This window comes from Candidatus Deferrimicrobiaceae bacterium (assembly GCA_036504035.1).
Taxonomy (GTDB): domain Bacteria; phylum Desulfobacterota; class Deferrimicrobia; order Deferrimicrobiales; family Deferrimicrobiaceae; genus JANXPS01.
Genome location: DASXVV010000006.1, coordinates 297,060 through 315,942 on the forward strand (window position 1 = coordinate 297,060; position 18,883 = coordinate 315,942).

Here is an 18,883-nt window from a genome sequence, read left to right on the forward strand (position 1 = left end):
CTCCAATTGAAAACGGCTTCGCCGGCCCTGGATCGGTCAAGGGCCGGCGAAGCCGATATCCACTTCGCGGTTCTGACGAAAAGAGCGTGCGATCAGTGGCCGCGCATGCCGCCCATGCCGCCACCCATGCCGCCGCCCTTGCCGCCCGCGGTGTTGCCTTCCTTGATGGAGAGCAACTCGACTTCGAAGATCAGCGTGGCGTTGGGGCCGATGAGGTTCCCCGCCCCCTTGGTGCCGTAAGCCAGCTCGGACGGAACGAAGAGCTGCCACTTGGAGCCGACTTTCATCTTCTGGAGCGCTTCGGTCCAGCCGGGGATGACGCCATTGACCGGGAAGACCGCGGGCTGGTTGCGCTTGTAGGAGCTGTCGAACTCGGTGCCGTCGATCAGCGTGCCCGAGTAGTGCGTCTCGACCAGGTCGGTCGGCTTGGGACTGACCCCGGTGCCTTCCTTGATCACCTTGTACTGGAGACCGCTGGGCAGCGTGATGACGTTATCCTTCCCCTTGTTGGCCAGGAGGAAATCCTCGCCCTGCTTCTTGTTCTTCTCAAGTGCCGCCTTCGCCTTCGCTTCCTGGTGCGCGGTCACCTCGGACTGGAGATTCATCATCGTCTCGCGAAGCTGGTTATCGCTGAGCGCGGGCGAGGCGCCGGTGAACGCGTCCCGCAGCCCTCGCAGGAGAAGTTCCTGGTCGATCTCGATATCGTCGTTCTTGATGTTTGCCTTGAGGTTGTTGCCGAAGCTCAGTCCGATGCCGTAGCTGACCTTGTCCTTCTTGTCCTTCAACTCCACGCCGTCTCCTCCGAACGCCAGATTTGCCGAAAGCACGACAGCCAATACCACGACTCCCCAGATCTTCATACGCGCTCCTCTTACCGGACGGATTTTCCGGTGTCATACGTATTTTCCCGCCTCCGCTGCCGGGGCATTGCAGAGCCATCGGACAATGGGGGGTAATTTTCCGATTGTAGCACCCCGTGTGCCGGAACTGGGGTAAAATGTCCAATATCAGCATGGACGACACAGGGAACTCAATGCGTTTTCGCACATTCGCCGCCCTCTGGGCGCTCTTTTTCCTTCTCATCGCCTTCTCACCGGCCGTCGCCGCCCGCAAGGCGCCGAAGAACAGCAAGCACGCCGCCGCCGCCGACAAGGGGTCCGGCCAGGAATCCCGGCGGCAATCGCGCCGCGCCGCCTTCTGGGCCTGCTCGGACGGCAAGGGGTCGGTGTCGCTCTTCTGGCTGCCGACCGGCGGCGACTGGCCCGAGGGAGGCTTCCAGCTCGAACGGATCACGCGCAGTGCCACCACGCTGCTCGCCCCGAAGCTCGGCCCCGGGCTCGAGGCCTCCGCCCTCATGCGCCTGCCCGATGCGCAGGCCGAGGAGATCCGCGCCTTCTCCGACAAGTTGACCCAGCGGACGCTCACCGAGGACGACCGACGCGCCTCGATCGTCAAGATGGGGCGGACGGCGACGACTGACATCAACTACGGGTTGGCGCTTGGGGTCCGCTACACCGACTCTGCAAGGGGAGGCGGGAAACGAAGCTACCGCCTCACCCTGATGGGCCCCGACGGCAAACCCGAACTGACGGTCAACAGCGACGAGGTCGACCCGTCGAAACGAACGCCGGGACCCGCCCAGCCGGTGGGGCTTCGCGCGCAGCCGCGCATCGACAGCGTCGCCCTGTTCTGGAGCGACCCCCCCGCCGATACGCAGACCCCCGTCGTCGCCTACATGATCGGCCGCATCATCGGCAGCGGGAAGGGCACGGCGAGCACTTCCCTGACCCCGCAACCGCTGGCGCTCGAGCGCCACCTTCACCGGGGACAGCCCGAATTCCTCGACGACGACGCCCCCCGCCTCAACCTCTCCTACGACATCAGCGGCGTCGACCTGTTCGGACGCCATAGCGCCCCGGTTCGCGTTTCCGTCCTGGCCAAGGAATTTCCCGAGCTCGCGCCGCCACCGGATGTCCGCGTCGAAGGCGTCAAGGGGGCGGTCAGTGTTGCCTGGACCAACACAGACAACGCTTACGTCGCCGGCTTTCTCGTCGAACGCTCCCCATTCCCCAACGGCCCCTTCCAGCTCGTATTCAAAACCCCGCTGCCGCGCAACGCGTCGCAGTACGAGGACTCAGGGCTTGAGGATGGGAAAGAATTTTATTACCGGGTCCGCGCGGTAAGCGGGCGAGGCGAGGCGGGAACCGCCTCGCCCACCTACATGGCGCGAACCACGAGCGGCAAGGACGGGGTGGCCCGGCCTGGCGACGGCATTGAAGAGGAAACCATCGTGACCTCCTCGACCGGAGAGGAAGTGCTGCCGGTCCCGACGACGACGCACCGGCAGCCGTTGCCGGCGGCAAAGCCGCCCGAACCGCCGCCCGCGTCGCCTCCGGCCCCGGAGCCCGTCGCCGCACCCGCGCCGCCTCCGGCCCCGACGCCCATCGCCGCACCTGCGCTGCCTCCGGCCCCGGCACCCGTCGCCGCACCTGCGCTGCCTCCGGCCCCGGCACCCGTCGCCGCGCCCGCGCCGCCTCCGGCCCCGGCGCCCGTCGCCGTCCCCGCGCCGGCCCCTGAGCCGGTTGCCGCACTCGTGCCGGCGACCGCCCCCACCCCGGCCGCCGTGGCTGCCGCGCCGGTTGCCCCGGAACCGCCCGCGCCGGATCCCGACACCGTGCCAGCCCCCACCATCCTGAGCATCCAGGGGATGGGAGGAAAGGTGACGATCACCCTCCAGACGGGCAATCCCCCCGGGATGACGACCGAACTTCTCATCTACCGCAGCTCCTCGGCCGCAAACATGGGGGTGACCGTCGGCCGTCCGTTGCCGGGCGACACGCGGCAGTGGCAGGACACGAGCGCCGAACCCGGAAACAGCTACTGGTACCGGATCGTCGCGATCGATGCCCAGAAGCGGCAGAGCGAGCCGTCCCGTCCCAAGTGGGTGCGGGTCAACCGGTAAGCAAAGGTGTCGAAGGGAAAACCCCCCGTCACGACCGCCGTGCGGGCGCTACGCGCCGCCTGCGTCCCTTTCACCCATCACCTCTACGCCTACGAAGACCGGGGCGGAACCGCCGTTTCCGCGCGGGAACTGGGCGTCGACGAGCACTGCGTCGTCAAGACGCTGGTGATGGAGGACGACCGAAAGCATCCGCTCATCGTCCTGATGCATGGCGACCGGGAGGTCTCGACAAAGACGCTGGCCCGCCTCCTGGGCGTCAAGACCATCGCGCCATGCTCGCCCGACGCCGCCCATCGCCACTCGGGCTTCCTCGTCGGCGGCACCTCGCCTTTCGGCACCCGGCAATCGATGCCGGTCTACATCGAAGAGACGATCCTGTCGCTCCCGACGATCTACATCAACGGCGGACAGCGCGGCTATCTCGTCGGCCTCGACCCGAAGGACGCCGCCCGGATCCTCAACGCCACCCCCGTCCACGTCGCCAACGAATAATTCTCAGCATACAAAAGGGCCGCCCCCCTTGCGGGAAGCGGCCCTTTCGGAAGATCAGGGAGAAAAAGTGTTACTTGGCGGCAGGCGCTTCAGCAGCCTTCTCGTCCTTCTTCTCTTCCTTCTTGGCCTTCTTGGCCTTCTTGACGGACTTCTTGGCCTTCTTCGCCTTCTTCTCGACCTTGGCAGCGTTGTCGGCAGGAGCCGCAACAGGCTCAGCGGCGAACACGGAACCGGCGACGACGAGCGCGAACATCATGGCAACAACGGATGCGAGAACCTTCTTCATTTCATTACCCCCTCATGGGATTGTATTTGACCTTTCCTTAGAGCAATGGACGTGCCAGTTTTGGAATATGGCTGTAACCTATTGATATGACACGATTAGCCGATCCGTGGACAATGCGGGTCAGACCGGGAGGCAGCCTGTGGCTGCCTCATTCGGGCACCGGTTTCCCCATATGGGGAAGATGGGAATCCATCCCCCTTTTCCCTTGGGAAAATGCAATCGATTCTGGTAGAACCGTATCCGGAGACCGCGTGCAACCGATACACGCGCAACAGAGAGGATGATAATCATGCCGGTGGAAATGGTGAGTCACCTGTTGTCGTATGCCCCGTACCTGCTCGGCGCAGTCGTGCTTTTCCTGGTCTGGAAGTCGATCCTGCTCGTCGGCGGCACCGAGATCGCCGTCATGGAGCGGAAATATTTCGGCGCTTCCATGCCGCAGGGACGCGTCGTGGCCATGTCGAACGAGGTCGGCATCCAGGCGCGCACGCTGGGCCCGGGGATGCACTTCCTGATCCCCTTCCTCTATGCCGCGACGAAATATCCCTTCAGCACGGTCGGCGAGAACGAGGTCGGACTCATCGAATCGATCGACGGGGACCCGGTGCCGCCGGGAAAGATCTTCGCCAAGGTGGTCAAGGGGCACAACGCCTTCCAGGACGGCGAGAGTTTCATGAAGAACGGCGGGGAGAAAGGGCCGCAGATCGAGATCCTGCCGCCGGGGACGTACCGGGTCAACCCGGTGCTGTTCAAACTGCGCAAGCTGCCCGCGGTGATCATCGAAAAGGGGAAGATCGGCGTGGTCACCTCCAATGACGGCGAGCAGATCCCCGCCGGCCGGTTACTGGCCCGGAAGGTGGAGAACCACAACAACTTCGAGAACGGGCAGGCGTTTCTGAACAACGGGGGGCAGAAAGGGCCGCAGATCGACATCCTGCTCCCGGGCACCTACCGCATCAACCGCGACCTGTTCAAGATCGAGATCGAGGATGCGACGGTGGTCCCCGCCAAAAAGGTGGGGCTGATCACAGCCCGTGATGGCGAGCCGCTGCCGGACGCCGAATACGTCGCCAAGCCGGTGACGGGGCACAACGATTTCCAGGACGCGTCCAAGTTCCTCGCGGCCGGCGGGCAGCGCGGTCCCCAGTTCGACGTGCTGCGCCCCGGCACTTACTACATCAACCCGATGTTCTTCATGGTCGAGCAGGACGACGTCGCGATCGTCGAGCGCGGGCAGGTGGCGGTCGTCGTCAGCAACGTCGGCGAAGAGCCGCCGCAGGTCAAGAAGATGGTCGAGGAGATCGCGAAGGCCGAGGGGCAGGTGCCCTCCGGCGAAACGGCCGCGGGCGTCGAAGGGCGTCACAACCTCGGGCTCGAGCGGTACGTCGTTCCGAAGGGCTTCCGCGGCATCCAGCAGGAGGTGGCGGGCCCCGGCTACTATTACCTCAACCGGCGCGCCTACATCGTGTACATCGTCGACACGACCAACATCACGATCGACTGGGACGACTCGAAGGAAACGCGCTTCGACCCGCTGAAAGTCATCTCCCGCGACGGCTTCGCGATCGGCGTCTCGGTCAAGGTCGTCATCCGGATCCGGCCCGACCAGGCGCCGTACATGGTCGCCAAGATCGGCTCGATCGAGAATCTGATCCTGCACGTCATCCACCCGATGATCGACTCGTCCTTCCGCAACCAGGCCTCCTCCACTTCGGCCATGAACTTCATGCAGGACCGGCAGGACGAGCAGCGCAAGGCCGAGGAGCGGGCGAAGACCGAACTCGAGAAATACCATGTCGAGTGCGTCTCGGTACTCATCTGCCAGATCAACCTTCCGCAGGAGCTGATGGACACGCAGACCAAGAAGATCATCGCGCAGCAGCAGGAGGCGATGTACCAGGACCAGCAGAAGGCCGAGCAGAGCCGGATCGCGACCGAGAAGACGCGGGCGGAAGCCGACCAGCAGAAGAACCTGGTCGAGGCCGAGATCGGCGTGAAGATCGCCGAGCAGAACAAGCAGAAGGCGATCCGGTTCGCGGAGGGCGAGGCCGAGAGCATCCGGGTGAAGGCGGTCGGCGAAGCGTCGGGCATCAAGGCGCGCGGCGAGGCGGAAGGCGCCCGTATCCTGGCGATGGGGGAGGCGACCGCGAAGGCGTACGAGCTTCAGAACAAGGCGGTCGGGCAGGCGGGCGTCACCGCCATCGAGATCGCCAAGCAGATCGCGACGGGCAACATCAAGGTCACGCCCGACTTCCTGGTGCAGGGGGGCGATAACGTCGGCGGGCTGCTGTCGGCGTTCCTGACGAAGAACATCGCGGGAGGACAGGTGCGCGGCATCGCCGGAAAGGCGGACACGGATACCCAGAAGCCGGCGTAAGGCGAAGGACCGACGGAAACGCGGCGCCCTCCCGCAACGGGGGGCGCCGCAAGGATCAGGCCGTCACTGCGCCGAGGCCCAGAACGAGCAGACCCCCTCTGCGCACGGGTTCTTGAGGAATTCGCGGCATCGACCGGCCGTCGTGCGGCTTTTCGACCCGTTGATGGACACCGTGATGGGATACTCCTCGGCAACCTCGCATTGCTCGATCAGCTTGCTGCCCGCCTTGGCGATGACGCTGACCATCATGACCAGCCCTGCCGACGGGTCGACGTAGTTCGGGATCTCGCCGACGGTGACGACGCCCCCCGCCTTGTCGAATTCGCCCGTGATGTCGAACCCGACCGAGGATGCATCATCGGCCATCGCGGAGGAAACGGCCCCGAAATGCGTCGGGTCGCTCGCGCCGTAGGAAGGGACCGGGGACGTCATCAATGCGACGACCGCTGCAACCCCGAACGAAAACACCAGATGCCTCATTGCGCTCTCCTTTCGATGGGGATCCGGAATGGACGGGAATCAAACAGGAGAACTAGCAAGGACTATTCCGGGGAGGTGGCAGAAAAAACATCAATCATTCAAGTGAGTTATCCGGGGGCTGATCCGCCGGAGAAGAAATTTATGGAACCATCGGATAAATCATTGCCCTGATCCTCCTCCGGGCAATCCGGTCTTTACCGGAGAATCTCCCCCGCCGGCGCTGACCGGGCCTTCGCGTTCCCCGTGCGGATCCGCTGCGCCTCCCGGAAGCAGCGGTCGGCATCCGGGTTCCTCCCGAGCCGGCGAAACGCCACGCCCAGATTGAACCACGCATCTGGATATTCCGGGCGGAGCCGGATCGCCTCCCGAAGATTTTCGATGGCGGTTCCGACGCGACCGAGGGAATTGTTGCTCACCGCCAGGTTGTTCCATGCCTCGGCGCTTTCCGGATCGCGGCGCAACGCTTCTCGATAGAGGGAAACCGCCTCCGTAGATTCGCCCACCGATTCCAGGACCATCCCGAGATTGTTCCAGGAGCCGGGCTCGCGAGGATCGATGCGGATCGCTTCCCGAAAGAACCAGGCCGCCTTCCGGTAATCTCCCCGCGCCTCGTGGATCAGGCCGAGGTTGTTGCTCGCCAGCCAGTTGTCGCCCGTCACCGATCGCGTGTGTAGATACAGCCTTTCTCCGTCGCCCCAACGTGCGGCCTGACGCGCGGAAACCATCGATAGCGCCGCAATCAGGGCGATTCCGATGATCGCCCCGGCGATCCGGAGCGGGCTTTTTCCCGAAAACGGTTCCGACGCACCCCACGAGAACGCCACGAATAGCCCGATCATCGGCACATAGGCGTATCGATCCGCCATGGCCGCCTGCCCCACCTGGACGAGGCCGATAACCGGCAACATCGCGACAAGGTACCAAAGCCACCCCGACAGCCAGCAAGGCCGGGTCCGGCGAACGCGGACCGCGAGGGAGGTCAGACCCGCGAGCAGCGCCACCGATGCGGCGACCTGCCACGCCGGGATTTCCGGGGGAAGCGGGTAGTATGGCGCCAGGGCGGAAGGCCAGACGGCGTCCGACAGGTATTTCGCGTGGGAGACCAGCGCATTCGCGATCCGGTGCCCGAGAGGGACCATCCGCAGGGTGCGAAGCGCGCCCCCTTCCGACTGGGCGACCAGGGTGACGGCGGAGGAGGCGATCGACAGCGCCAGCAGCGGCAGCTTCTCGGCCACGAGGCGGATCAGCCGGGAACGGGCCGCCCCGGCACCGGCGACCTGTCCGGATCGAGCGTCAAGCCGCCCCAGTGGCCAGATGTCCAGCAGCAGGAGCAGCAGCGGCAGCGTTACGGGCATCGGCTTGCACATCAGTGCCATGGCGAACAGGAGCGCCACCATCGCGTAGCGCCGGATCGAGCGGTCTGACGCATAGTGCGAATAAGCGCCGATCGTCAGCAGCAGGAAAAACGTGGAGAGAAGATTCTTTCGCTCGGCAATCCAGGCGACGGATTCGACGTTCAGCGGGTGGACGGCGAACAGTGCCGCTGCGAAAGCGCTTCGCCACACGGCGCCGGTCATCCGGGAAAGACCGAAGAACAGGAGCAGGACGTTTGCGAGATGGAGGACGGCGTTGACGAGATGCTGCGGGCCGGGCGCGGCGCCGAACAGCGACACGTCGGCCATGTGCGACAGCCAGGTCAGCGGGTGCCAGTTCGCGGCTTGGAAGGTCGAGAAGGCCCAGGCGACGTTTCCGGCGGAAAGCCCCCCCAGCACGCGGCCGTTTTCGGAGACGTAATCGGGATCGTCGAGGTTGATGTACGGGTGTCCGCCGACCTGCCCGTAGACCCCGGCGACCAGCAGCGACAAGAGCAGGGCGATCGCGAGGAAGCGTGCCCCGCGACCGCCCGCCCCGGCTTCGTCGACGGTCGGCGGCCCCTCGCTCACTTCGGGAGAGGCGTCCCTGCGTCCCGCTCCCGGAACAGGAAGGGAACCGCCTTGCCGGTCGCGCCGGCGCGGACGAGGTAGACCCATCCCTTGGACGGCCCCTTTATGCCGAAATCGGGAACAATCGCGCGCAGCCCGCCCGAGCCATCGGGGTTCGCTGCGGCCTTGATGTCCCTCCCCTTCAGGAGGAAGCGGATCTCGTCGGGCTGCGCGGACCCGGCCGCCGTCGCCGGCACGACGGTAACGACTTGGCCCGGACGCCCTTCGGCGACGCTCAGTCGCGCGATCGGCGGCCCGGTCGCGGCGGCCACGGGCGGGCCGCCTACGTCCTTGCACCGGTCGACAGCCACCCCCTTGAACATCTCCCGCATCGACCGGCCGATCCCCTCGTCCCGGGCAGGCAGTTCGGCCATCGCAGGCGTCGAAAGGATGGCGGCGGCGACCGTCCAGGCCACCCGCCGCGCCGCGGCTCCCGACATCGTCCTCATCTTCCGCTCCCCGTTCGCCCCGGCCTATTTCCGCATGCCGGCGGGACGCTTCCCGAACAGGACGCCCGCGCGCAGCACCGGCTTCCCGTCGAGGTAGACTTCGCCTTCCTTGCGCAGGTCCTTGATCATGTCCCAATGGATCGCCGAGTCGTTCTTCCCGCCCGATTCGGCGTAGGAACGCCCGACCGCCAGGTGGATCGTGCCGCCCATCTTCTCGTCGAGCAGGATGTCGCGCGTGAAGTCGGTGACGCCCGCGTTGCAGCCGATGCCCCACTCGCCCAGGACCCGCGCCCCGGGATCGGCGTCGAGCATCTCGAGCAGGTACGCCTCGTTCTTCTCGGCCGACGCCGCGATCACGCGCCCTTTCTTGAACGTCAGCCGGACGCCCGCCACCTCGCGCCCGCCCGCGATCGCCGGGAACTCGTAGTAGATCTTCCCCTCGGTAGAGTTCTCGACCGGCGCCGTGAAAATCTCGCCGTCGGGCATGTTGAAGTCGCCCGCGCACGGGATCGCCGTGCGTCCCTTGATCGAGAACGAGAGGTCGGTCTCCTTGCCCACGATGCGCACCTGCGACGACTTGTCGAGGATCTTCTTCGCGCCGGCGAGCATCTTCGCCATCGCCGCCCAGTCCTGCTCGACCGCCTTGTAGTACAGCTTCTCGTAGTCGGGCAGCGACCGGTCGGTCTCCTGCGCGAGCGACTCGGTCGGGAAGTTGGTCAGGCACCAGCGTACGCGCTTCATCAGGATCTCGGATATCGGCTTGACCGCCTTCCGCCGCCGCGCCATCGCCTTCGGCGCCACGTTGCTCAGGTGCCGCGTGTTTCCCGGCGCCAGGATGATGATGTCGGCGTCGATCGCCTTCGCCTCGTTGAGCTTGGTCGGCGGCAGGTGGTCGAGTTGCGCCTCGGACGCCTCCTCGTAGAAGATGCGCCCCGCGTCCTCGAAGCCGATCGCCCAGAGCGGATTCGCCCCGGCCTTCAGGATCTCGCGGTAGACCTCGAGCGCAAGCGGCTTGCCGAGCTCGCCGCACGAGATGCGGACGGTCTCACCCTTCTTCGCCTTGACCGATTGCCGAACGAGGATCTGCGCCAGCTTGCTGATCTGCTTTTCGGAACCCATGTGTAGACCTCCCGGAATTGTCGATAAATAACAATCGTCCTTCGAATATTACCCCGATCCTGAAGAAGCAAGACCCGCTCCGAAAAGCTCCCGGAACGCGGACGCCTTGATCGCCGCGTAGATCGGCTGCCCAGGCCGGAGGTCGAGCTCCTCCGACGTCTCGCGCGACACCTCGGCCACCAGCCGCTCGCCCCCGCACGAAAGCCCGACGCCGGTCCGGGTGCCCAGGTCGTGGAGCCGCTCGATCCGGCAGGGCAGCAGGTTGCGCGCGCTGATCGCGCCGGGGTGCTCTCGGATCAGGATGATGTCGCGGGCGGAAAGCACGAAGACCGTCTCGCCGGGCTTCCCCTCGCCGGAAATCACCAGCCCGGTCCCGCCCCACGGATAGACCGACAGGCCGTTCCGCCGCGACGGGTTCACCAGGCGGAGCAGGTTGACGTAGGCACCGCCGACCCCCATCCGCCCGATCGCGAGCGCTTCGGCGCTCGACATTTCCGCGATGCGCCCTGCCTCGACGACGGCAACCTGCCCGGCCATCAGCCGCATCTCGAGCAGCGCGTGGGAGATGAACAGGAACGGGACGCCGAAACCGTCGAACGTTTTCCGCAGGAACGGGATGACCCGGTATTTCAGCGCGTCGTCAAGACCGGACAAAGGTTCATCGAGCAGAATCAGGCGAGGGTTCGACAGCAACGCCCGCCCCAGCGCCACGCGCTGACGCTCGCCGCCGGACAGGTTGCCCACGCTTCTCCCCAGCAGGTCGGACAGCCCGAGCGCATCGGCCACAGGTTCGAGCGCGATCCGGCGTTCGGCCTTCGGGCAACGCCGGTATCCGTAGAGCAGGTTCGCCCGGACGTCGAGGTGCGGGAAGAGGTGCGCGTTCTGGAAGACGACCGCGATCCGCCGGCGCTCCGGGGGAATGTCGATGCCTGCCTCGCGGTCGAACAGCACCGTTCCGTCGAGGACGATCCGCCCCGAATCGGGCGTGACGAGTCCCGATAGCGCGCCGACGAGCGTCGATTTCCCGCTGCCGGAGGGGCCGAACAGGCCGATCCGCTCGCCCTCGACCGAGAGCGCGGCGTCCAGCGTGAAGTTCCCGAGTCGCTTCCTGCAGGCCAGTTCGAGGCGCATGCGGCTAGCCCTCGCGCCCGGCGCGGCGGGCGATCCACTCGTGCGCGAACAACACCCCGACCGAGATCGCGACGGAGACCACGCAAAGCGCCCCGGCGGAACCCTCTCCGCCCGGCGATGCCGCATAGTCGTAGATCGCCAGGGGAAGCGTCTGCGTCACCCCGGGAATGTTGCCCGCCACCAGTACCGTCGCGCCGAACTCTCCGAGGCTGCGTGCGAACATGAGCGCAGCGCCGGCCAGGATGCCGCGGATCGACAGCGGGACGACCACGGAGAAAAGCGCGTCGAGGCGGGTCGCCCCCAGCGTGCGAGCCGTGCGCGGCAGCGCCGGGTCGATCGATTCCATCGAGAGGCGGATCGCCCGGACAAGGAGCGGGAAGCCGACGACCATCGAGGCGATGACGGCCGCCCTCCAGGTGAAGATCAGGCGAAAACCCAGCTTCCGGAACAGCGGACCGAGCGGCCCGCTTTCCCCGAGCAGCAGGAGCAGCAGGTAGCCGACGACCACCGGTGGGAGCGTCAGCGGCAAGTTGACGAACACCTCTACGATCGTCTTCCCGCGGAACTTTCCGTAGGCGAGCAGGGCAGCCGCGCCAAAGCCAAGGGGGAGCGACAACAGCGTCGCGGCGGCGCCGACTTTCAGCGACAGCAGGATGGCTTCGTAATCGGACGGAGCGAGCATCTAGTCGACCTCTGCGCGTACTTTCAACGGATGACGAATCCCTGCTTTTCGAGCACCGCCTTCGCCGCATCGGAGCGCAGGAACGCGAAGAACGCCAAGGCATCCGGCTTCTTCGCCCCGGAAACGGTCAATGCGCACGGATAGGTGACGCGATCGTACAATTCCTGCGGCACGACGAAGAGGACCTTGAGCACCTTCGACCGGATCGCATCCGTGCGGTAGACGAAGGCGCCGTCCACCTCGCCCCGCTCGGCATAAAGCATCGCCTCGCGGACGTCGCGCGCCATGACCAGCTTCTTTACCATCGGCCCCGCGATCCCGGATTTGTTCATCGCCTGGACCGCGTATTCTCCGGCGGGAACGCTCTTCGGGCTGCCGATCGCGACCCGCGCCAGCCCCGGGAGATCCTTCATCCCGCCCGCCCGGACGCCTTCCTTGCCGGCAAACACCAAGACGTTGTGCGCCAGCGTCCCGATGCTCCCGGGATCGATTGCCTTTTCCCTTTGCAGCTCATCCATCCACTCACGGTTCGCCGACAGGAAGAGGTCGGCGGGAGCACCGGCTTCGATCTGCTTCGCGAGCGCTCCCGACGCGCCGAAATTGCGGACGCACTTGACGCCGAGGTGCGCCATCTCGTACCGGTCGGCGAGCACGTTCACGACTTCCTTCAGGCTGGCTGCCGCCGACACGTAGATTTGCCCCGCCCGGACGGCCGTTGGCAGCAGGGCGAGAGCGAAAATTAACACGGCTGCCCCGAGCAGTTTTACCGACATGGTCATCTCCGGCCGTCGACCTGTTCCATTGCGTTTACTATATAACGCGCCCCGGCTATGTCGGAAAGGCATGTTCCCGCAATGCGGTACGGATATAATCGGGCAAGGACTTTTCCCGAAAGGAGGTGATCCTCATGCCGGATTCTTCGCTTTTCCCCCGCCGCATCCGTTGACGCGACGGACGATCCGCCGGTCGGCGGAATCAGAACATGACAGGGAACGGCGACGGCTGGGCCGGAAGGGGGATCGCCTCATTCGCGCAGGATCGCCCGTCAGCGCGTCATTGACAACGCCAGCCTCTTCCGCCCCACCCACCGCCGTCTCCCTGGATGCACCCCCGCAACGTCCAAATGGGAGGTATCCACGCAATGGACCGCAACACTGCAATCCTGTTCACACGCAACGGGCTCGGCGATGCGCCACCCGAGCTCCGGCGCCTGCTCGTCACCAACTTCGCCGGACTTCTGGCCAGGGAGGAGACACCGCCGGGCAAGCTGCTCTTCTACGGCGAAGGGGTGAAGCTCGCCTGCACCGGCTCGCCGGTCCTCGACGCGCTCCGGCAACTGTCGGAGCGGGGCACGGATCTGTTCCTTTGCCGCACCTGCCTCGACTATTTCGGCCTGCTCTCGAAGGTGGAAGCGGGCGAGATCAAGGGCATGCCCGACATCCTCGCCGCGATCGCCGCGGCAAGCAAAGTCGTCAGCGTATGACGATGACGCCCCGAAGACGCATCGCCCTGTTCGCCGGTACCCTGTCCGCGGCGGTCGCGCTCGTCGTCTTCGGGATCTTCCACGACGAGATGGGCGAGGTCATGTTCAATGCCTGCATGCTGTGTCTGTCGTGCATCGGGATGGGGTGAGGAAAGGGAGCGCCCGAGGGACGGCCGATGCCGTCCCCGGGCGCTTCCGGAAGGTGACTACAGCCCGTCGACGTCCTTATCGATCGGGTATTCGACCGCGAACGTAAGCGTCAGCGTCTTCTTTTCGCCCGCCGCGAGCGGCAGCTCCCAGCGCACTTCGCCCGCCTCCTTGCCGCCGATCTTCGCCCCCGGCGCCTCGACGTCCTTGATCTCGATCTCCCTGGAATGCGCCACGGGGATCCGGTCGAGCATCGTCAGCGTCGCCGGCTCCTTCCGGAAGTTCGTCACGGTGTACTCGTAGCGGTATCGGATGCGCTTGAAGCGGCCGAAGACGCCCCCCTCGTCCTTCTGGCGCAGCGTCTCCTTCCGGATCGCCTGGAGCGACGGATCCTTGCCGAAGCCGATGCGGAACGCCGCACCCTCGGGCACCTCGGCCGGGCGGCCCGACGCGTCGGTGACGAAGCCGCTGCCGATGAAGGCGTCCTCGAGGAAGAGCGCGGCCGGGGCGGAAATCAGGGGAAGGCCGGTCCCGTTGGTCCCTTCCGCGGTGACGAAGGCGCCGTCGGCGACCTTCGGGATCGAGAGCCACGAGACGGATGCCTGCTGCTCGCGTTTCGCCAGCAGGAACGACTTCTTCTCGCCGCTGCCGGGAAGCGCCTGGGGCCCGTCGAGCGTCACCTCGAACGAGGCGAAGCGACGCAACGGCGACGGCACGGGCGGCGGAGGCGGCTCGGCCCCCGCCATATCATTCAGCTCATCGAGTGCCTTCCCACGACCGGCCGCCATGGAGGCCATCGGCCGGGCCGACTTCTCGAGCTTCATCATGGCGCGCGGCGGCTCGGGGGGCGCCTTGAAGTCGATCTCCCAGGGCGGCAGCGGCGGAAGTTGCGCCATCCGGCCGGGACGAACGGTCGAAACCTTCATCGCCGCATCGACCCAGTCCTCGCCCGTTCGCTGCCAGGCGTCGCCCGCCAGCTCGAACGCCAGCGCGCCCGAGCCGGGCGAGAGGCGAACGTTGTATCGCGGTGCAAAGCCCGCACCCGTGGTCAGGTAGGTGAGCGCAACCTTGCACGAAGCTGAGCGGGAAAGCTGGATCGTGATCTTCTTCTGCCGCAGCGGCTCGGGGTTGCGCACCTTGTCGAGCTCCTGCTGCGCGGCGACAATCTCCCGGTCGAGCGTGCGAATCTCCTGCTCCCGCTTGAGCAGCGCCCCGTCGATCGAATCGACGCGGCCCCGGAACAGGGCGAGCGCGGCCTCGATCTCGGCCGGCGTCAGCCGCGACGGGCGTGCCTTGTCTTTGGGTGTCGCATCTCCCGGCTCGCCCCGGTAGACCGCCTGGATCCCCTGGTCGAGCAGCTCCTGCTCGCGGCGGCTCGCCCGGATCGCGCCCTCCGCTACCCGCTTCGCGTCGTTGAGCGCCTCGATCTTCTTTTCGAGGTCGCGCACCTTTTCGACCGCAGGCTCGGTGCGGAAGGTGTCCTCGACGGAGAAGCCGACGATCGTCGCCTGTCCGGCCGTCACCTTGGCCGCAAGCGAGGCGGGCTGAAGACCGGCCGGAAGCCCCTCGAGCACCACGACCGACGACGGCGGGTCGACCGGGATCGTCCGGGTCACCTCCGCCATGTCGGGATAGAGGATCGCCTGCGTCACCTTCGACGGGTAGACCTCGGCGCGGGCGGCGAAGGCCGGCATGCTCGCCAGGAACGGAATCGCCAGGATAATGAACGCGGGAACGCGGACCGGGAATCTTCGCATCGTGCCCCTCCGGATCTTCAGATGTCGGACCATTCGCACAGGACGACCGTGACGTTGTCGCTTCCGCCCCGCTCGTTGGCGAGCGCGACCAGCCGGGCGACCTTTTGTTCGGGGGTGCCCGGGGCCGCCAGGACCGATTCGATCCCGGCGTCGTCGACCATGTCGACGAGCCCGTCGGAACAGAGCAGCAGCGCTTCCCCCGCACCCAGCGCTCCCCCGGAGATGTCCGGCTCGGCGCCCTCCGCCGTGCCCACGGCCCGGGAGATCATGTGGCGCAGGGGATGGTTGCGGGCCGCTTCCTCGGTGAGGAGGCCGGCGTCGATCTGGTCCTGGACGGGGGAGTGGTCCCGCGTGATCCGCCGGAGGCGCCCCCCGGCGAACAGATAGGTCCGGCTGTCGCCCACGTGTCCCACGACGAAGCGGTTCCGGATGAACATCGCCACCTCGGCGGTGCACCCCATCCCCGCTCGGCCGGCATCCTCGAGCGCGACGGCCAGGATCGCCTGATTGGCTTCCCGGAAGACCCCACGGATCAACTCGGCCGCCTCCGTCTCGGAGGCGGGGCCGCCCGCGGCGGCGGCGCGGCAGGCCGCCTCGACGAAGATCGCGCTGGCGACTTCCCCCATCTCGGCGCCCCCGATGCCGTCGGCGACGGCGAAGACGCCGGTTTCGGGCAAGAGGGCGAAGGCGTCCTCGTTGTTCGTCCGGCGAAGGCCCACATCGGTTATTCCGGACACGGAAAGGGGAGACATGCGGATCAGCGCGACGCGGGGGAGACGAGCGCCCGAAGGGCGGCCAGGTTGACGAGATCCATCTCGTATTCGTCGGCCCCGTCCTTGGGCGTCTCGAGGATGAGGGGAAGCTCGCGGAAGACGGGATCGTTCACGATGTGGCGGAACGCCTCGAGCCCGAGCTTGCCCCGCCCGACGTGCTCGTGCCGGTCGACGCGGCTGGCGAGCCCCGTCTTCGAATCGTTGATGTGCCACATCCGGACAAGCGGCAGGATGCCGGTGCGGTCGAGCTCGCCCTTGAAATCGGCCCAGCGCGCCGGGTCGGCCAGGTCGTGTCCCGCCTCGAAGAGATGGGCGCTGTCGAGGCAGACCGCGATGTCCGGGGGATTGCCGATCCCGTCGAGCATGCGGCGGAGTTGCTCCATCGTCTTGCCGAGCGACGCGCCCTGCCCCGCCGTGTTCTCGAGCAGAAGCGACACGCCCTCGGGGAATCGCCCGAAGGCCTTCAGGCCGGAGACGATCCGCGCGATGCCATCCTCCTCGGAGTCCTCCCCGCTGGAGCCGGGGTGCATCACGAGGTTGGGGATGCCGAGCAGCGCCGCGCGCGAAGCCTCGTCCTCGAGGGCATAAAGGGAGCGGGTGCGGACCTCCTCCTTCGAGGAGGCGAGGTTGATCAGGTAGGCGCAATGGACCGCCACGGTTCGCACGCCGGTCCTTCGGGACTCGGCCCGGAATCCCTGCACATCGTCGGGCTCGATGGCCTTGCCTTCCCAGCGCTGGCCGTGCTTCGAGAAGATCTGCACGACGTCGGCGCCGATCTTCTCGCCGCGCGCCGGTGCGGTGGCGACGCCGCCCGCGATGGACACGTGGGCGCCCATGGGCGGCTTTCGGGCGGGAGCGGTCACTTCTTCCGTTCGAGCCGGTGGCAGAGCCGGCAGTTCTTGGTGCGGATGGGGTGCTTCTTGCCGCCGGCGCCCTCGTTGCCCATCGTGGGCGCGGGCGTCTTGTCGGTTTCCTTCACGAGCGGCGGCATCGGCGGCGCGCCGTCCTTCGGGGCCGCCGGGTTGTGGCACGAGAAGCAGTACGCGTCGGCCTGCGCGCGATCCTCGATCCCGATCGCCGCGACGTGCGGCGGGATGCGCGGGATGAACCGCTCCTGCCCCCGTGTCGAAAGGTACGCCAGGAAGGCGACGACCGCCACCGCGGGAACGATGAATGCGAGATCCCTCTTCTTGATCATACGGCGACGCCCCCGATCCGTTTCTTGACGTGCAGGACGCATTCGCCCCGCCCTTCGCCACGCGTCCCCTCGAAGCAGAGGCCGCAGCCCAGCGCGCCTTCCCACGTGCCGTGGTCGACCGCACGGGAGATCCGGCACAGCGTGGCGATCTCGTCGGGCGAGAGTCCCATCTCCCGCCACTCGTCGACGAGCGGGCAGCCGGACATCGCGATCACCACCTCGTCGTCGCTCTCGGACACGATGCGGGGGGCGAACTGGAATTCCTTGACGGGATCGGGCGCCACGAACTCGGCCGCCGCCGCGTGAAGATCGCCCCCGCGCGCCTCGGAGGAATATCCCTTCGCCGACTTGTCCTTCCCGTATTCGAAGATGGCCTCGCTCATCAGGTCGATCGCGGCCTGTTCGCCCAGTTTTTTCTTCAACACCCGGAACAGGTGGGCGTAAACGGCGGCGCGTTGCCGGGTGGCTTCCGCCACCCTCTGTGCAGTCTCGGACATGCTATTCTCCAGACGATGGGATGCAAAAGATTATAGTAAGGGCGAACGGCGAAAGGCTGAACTTCTTTTTTCCGGGGATAATTCCCGTATCCTTCGCTGGCGCAATTCATCTAAAGTTATGGGATCAGGTCGTGAATCCTGTCGGAACGGCGGTGTTCGAATGAAACAGGTCACAGTGTACCAGGTGGATTACGTCCGCAAGACCCGCATCCCGGTCGGATGGGTCACCGAGCGGCGCACCAAGGGACGGCAGGACAACCTGTTGGGCCTCGTGCGCCTCGCCCGCAAGCTCTATGGGTCGAACGACCAGGATGCCTACCGGATCGTCGTCGACTCCCGGGAAGCCCGTCTGGCCTGAACCGGCGCGCCCCCTGCTTCCTTGAGGGACTGTTCGAATTTCGGCCTTCGATCGCCGAGTTGACGACCGGGGTCAGGACGTCGCGGCCGGGGAGCCCGGGGTTCGGTGCCGCGTTCCCGAGAAACCTTATCCCGGTTAACCCCCCTTGTCCGCCCGTTTTGGCGACGTCCGGAGTCCGCTCCCACGTACTGGCACAATTGTTGACCTCCCGTCGGGGAACCCAACCCGAAGGAGGTCGCACCATGCGGCTGCATTATGTCCTGAACCACGGCGGTACCCCCGAATCCAAGCTCGCCGACGTCGAAATTCATTTTGAAGACTAGCCATTCCTTCTGCGTGTTGGTGGCCAGTTCCGGAAACCAGCGATTCTGTTCATAACCCGCCGCGCCCAACGCCAGAACCCACAAAAAGCAGCGCCAATACTGGGCTTGCTGTTCGCAACTTATTTTGTACAACTCATAGCTGCCGGCGTCGGATGATGGTTCTGGGGTGCTCCTGTTATATCTGCTAAAAGTGGGTGTAGCGACCGCTCACTGGTGAACCATCCGGCGGGAACGGGAAGGAGCGACAGACCCGGCCTTCTTTCCGTTTATTTACTGCGTATTCCGCCCCAATTCGGCCACCATTCAGAGGCCAAATCGGCCACTGTTTTCACCCCAAACTGCTTATTCCGTACCAAACTGACCAGGGGATAAGTCCCCTTGGAAGGC

Annotated in this window: 20 protein-coding genes; 6 read left to right on the forward strand and 14 right to left on the reverse strand. The window is 66.0% G+C overall.

The genetic code is table 11. The features are described from left to right. Nucleotides 1–92: 92 nt before the first annotated feature. Nucleotides 93–860, reverse strand: a complete 768-nt coding sequence (locus VGK27_02635; protein ID HEY3489002.1) for an FKBP-type peptidyl-prolyl cis-trans isomerase — start codon at nt 858–860, stop codon at nt 93–95. A 173-nt stretch (nt 861–1,033) separates the two neighbouring features. On the opposite strand from VGK27_02635, the gene VGK27_02640 reads away from it, so the two are divergent. Together VGK27_02640 and ybaK are read left to right on the forward strand one after the other, a co-directional pair. Then, entirely contained in the window at nt 1,034–2,962 is a 1,929-nt protein-coding gene (locus tag VGK27_02640) for a fibronectin type III domain-containing protein (protein ID HEY3489003.1), read from the forward strand. Between the two features lie 6 nt (nt 2,963–2,968). Further along, a complete protein-coding gene (gene ybaK / locus VGK27_02645; protein HEY3489004.1) occupies nt 2,969–3,454 on the forward strand; it encodes a Cys-tRNA(Pro) deacylase in 486 nt (161 codons plus the stop codon). Nucleotides 3,455–3,524: 70 nt separating this feature from the next. On the opposite strand, the gene VGK27_02650 is transcribed toward ybaK, so the two are convergent. After that, on the reverse strand, nt 3,525–3,740 hold the full coding sequence (locus tag VGK27_02650; GenBank protein ID HEY3489005.1) for a hypothetical protein: 216 nt from the start codon (nt 3,738–3,740) through the stop codon (nt 3,525–3,527). A gap of 289 nt (nt 3,741–4,029) precedes the next feature. Here VGK27_02650 and VGK27_02655 point away from each other — a divergent pair, with 289 nt between their 5' ends. Further along, a complete protein-coding gene (locus tag VGK27_02655; protein HEY3489006.1) occupies nt 4,030–6,117 on the forward strand; it encodes an SPFH domain-containing protein in 2,088 nt (695 codons plus the stop codon). A 63-nt stretch (nt 6,118–6,180) separates the two neighbouring features. On the opposite strand, the gene VGK27_02660 is transcribed toward VGK27_02655, so the two are convergent. The 7 genes from VGK27_02660 to modA form a co-directional block, all read right to left on the reverse strand. Continuing rightward, the gene (locus tag VGK27_02660; GenBank protein HEY3489007.1) at nt 6,181–6,597 is read right to left on the reverse strand and encodes a hypothetical protein; all 417 of its coding nucleotides are present in this window, start codon (nt 6,595–6,597) and stop codon (nt 6,181–6,183) included. A 194-nt stretch (nt 6,598–6,791) separates the two neighbouring features. Next, complete coding sequence (locus VGK27_02665; protein HEY3489008.1) at nt 6,792–8,540, reverse strand: tetratricopeptide repeat protein; 1,749 nt, start codon at nt 8,538–8,540, stop codon at nt 6,792–6,794. Next, entirely contained in the window at nt 8,537–9,028 is a 492-nt protein-coding gene (locus VGK27_02670; protein ID HEY3489009.1) for a hypothetical protein, read from the reverse strand. The genes VGK27_02665 and VGK27_02670 overlap by 4 nt, the downstream gene beginning before the upstream one ends. 24 nt (nt 9,029–9,052) lie before the next feature. Further along, nucleotides 9,053–10,147, reverse strand: coding sequence for an aminopeptidase (locus tag VGK27_02675; protein ID HEY3489010.1), 1,095 nt, complete (start codon nt 10,145–10,147; stop codon nt 9,053–9,055). A 48-nt stretch (nt 10,148–10,195) separates the two neighbouring features. Further along, complete coding sequence (gene modC / locus VGK27_02680; protein ID HEY3489011.1) at nt 10,196–11,278, reverse strand: molybdenum ABC transporter ATP-binding protein; 1,083 nt, start codon at nt 11,276–11,278, stop codon at nt 10,196–10,198. Between the two features lie 4 nt (nt 11,279–11,282). After that, complete coding sequence (gene modB / locus VGK27_02685; GenBank protein HEY3489012.1) at nt 11,283–11,960, reverse strand: molybdate ABC transporter permease subunit; 678 nt, start codon at nt 11,958–11,960, stop codon at nt 11,283–11,285. A gap of 23 nt (nt 11,961–11,983) precedes the next feature. Then, nucleotides 11,984–12,733 (reverse strand): molybdate ABC transporter substrate-binding protein, encoded by a 750-nt coding sequence (gene modA / locus VGK27_02690; GenBank protein ID HEY3489013.1) that lies wholly within the window; start codon nt 12,731–12,733, stop codon nt 11,984–11,986. 368 nt (nt 12,734–13,101) lie between these two features. Here modA and VGK27_02695 point away from each other — a divergent pair, with 368 nt between their 5' ends. Together VGK27_02695 and VGK27_02700 are read left to right on the forward strand one after the other, a co-directional pair. Then, entirely contained in the window at nt 13,102–13,443 is a 342-nt protein-coding gene (locus VGK27_02695; GenBank protein HEY3489014.1) for a DsrE family protein, read from the forward strand. Between the two features lie 2 nt (nt 13,444–13,445). Next, nucleotides 13,446–13,592, forward strand: a complete 147-nt coding sequence (locus VGK27_02700; GenBank protein ID HEY3489015.1) for a hypothetical protein — start codon at nt 13,446–13,448, stop codon at nt 13,590–13,592. A 57-nt stretch (nt 13,593–13,649) separates the two neighbouring features. Here the strand turns inward: VGK27_02700 and VGK27_02705 are convergent, their stop codons facing one another. Genes VGK27_02705 through VGK27_02725 form a run of 5 tightly spaced genes read right to left on the reverse strand, consistent with a single transcriptional unit; the run spans nt 13,650 to nt 17,815 of the window. Continuing rightward, on the reverse strand, nt 13,650–15,347 hold the full coding sequence (locus tag VGK27_02705; protein ID HEY3489016.1) for a mucoidy inhibitor MuiA family protein: 1,698 nt from the start codon (nt 15,345–15,347) through the stop codon (nt 13,650–13,652). A 17-nt stretch (nt 15,348–15,364) separates the two neighbouring features. After that, complete coding sequence (locus tag VGK27_02710) at nt 15,365–16,066, reverse strand: protein phosphatase 2C domain-containing protein (protein ID HEY3489017.1); 702 nt, start codon at nt 16,064–16,066, stop codon at nt 15,365–15,367. A 38-nt stretch (nt 16,067–16,104) separates the two neighbouring features. Beyond that, nucleotides 16,105–16,983 carry a deoxyribonuclease IV gene (locus VGK27_02715; protein HEY3489018.1) on the reverse strand — a complete coding sequence of 293 codons (879 nt, stop codon included), beginning with the start codon at nt 16,981–16,983 and terminating at the stop codon, nt 16,105–16,107. After that, nucleotides 16,980–17,318 carry a hypothetical protein gene (locus tag VGK27_02720; GenBank protein HEY3489019.1) on the reverse strand — a complete coding sequence of 113 codons (339 nt, stop codon included), beginning with the start codon at nt 17,316–17,318 and terminating at the stop codon, nt 16,980–16,982. Before VGK27_02720 ends, VGK27_02715 begins: the two co-directional genes overlap by 4 nt. Beyond that, the gene (locus VGK27_02725; GenBank protein ID HEY3489020.1) at nt 17,315–17,815 is read right to left on the reverse strand and encodes an L-2-amino-thiazoline-4-carboxylic acid hydrolase; all 501 of its coding nucleotides are present in this window, start codon (nt 17,813–17,815) and stop codon (nt 17,315–17,317) included. Before VGK27_02725 ends, VGK27_02720 begins: the two co-directional genes overlap by 4 nt. A gap of 160 nt (nt 17,816–17,975) precedes the next feature. On the opposite strand from VGK27_02725, the gene VGK27_02730 reads away from it, so the two are divergent. After that, nucleotides 17,976–18,173, forward strand: coding sequence for a hypothetical protein (locus VGK27_02730; GenBank protein ID HEY3489021.1), 198 nt, complete (start codon nt 17,976–17,978; stop codon nt 18,171–18,173). Nucleotides 18,174–18,883: the final 710 nt, after the last annotated feature.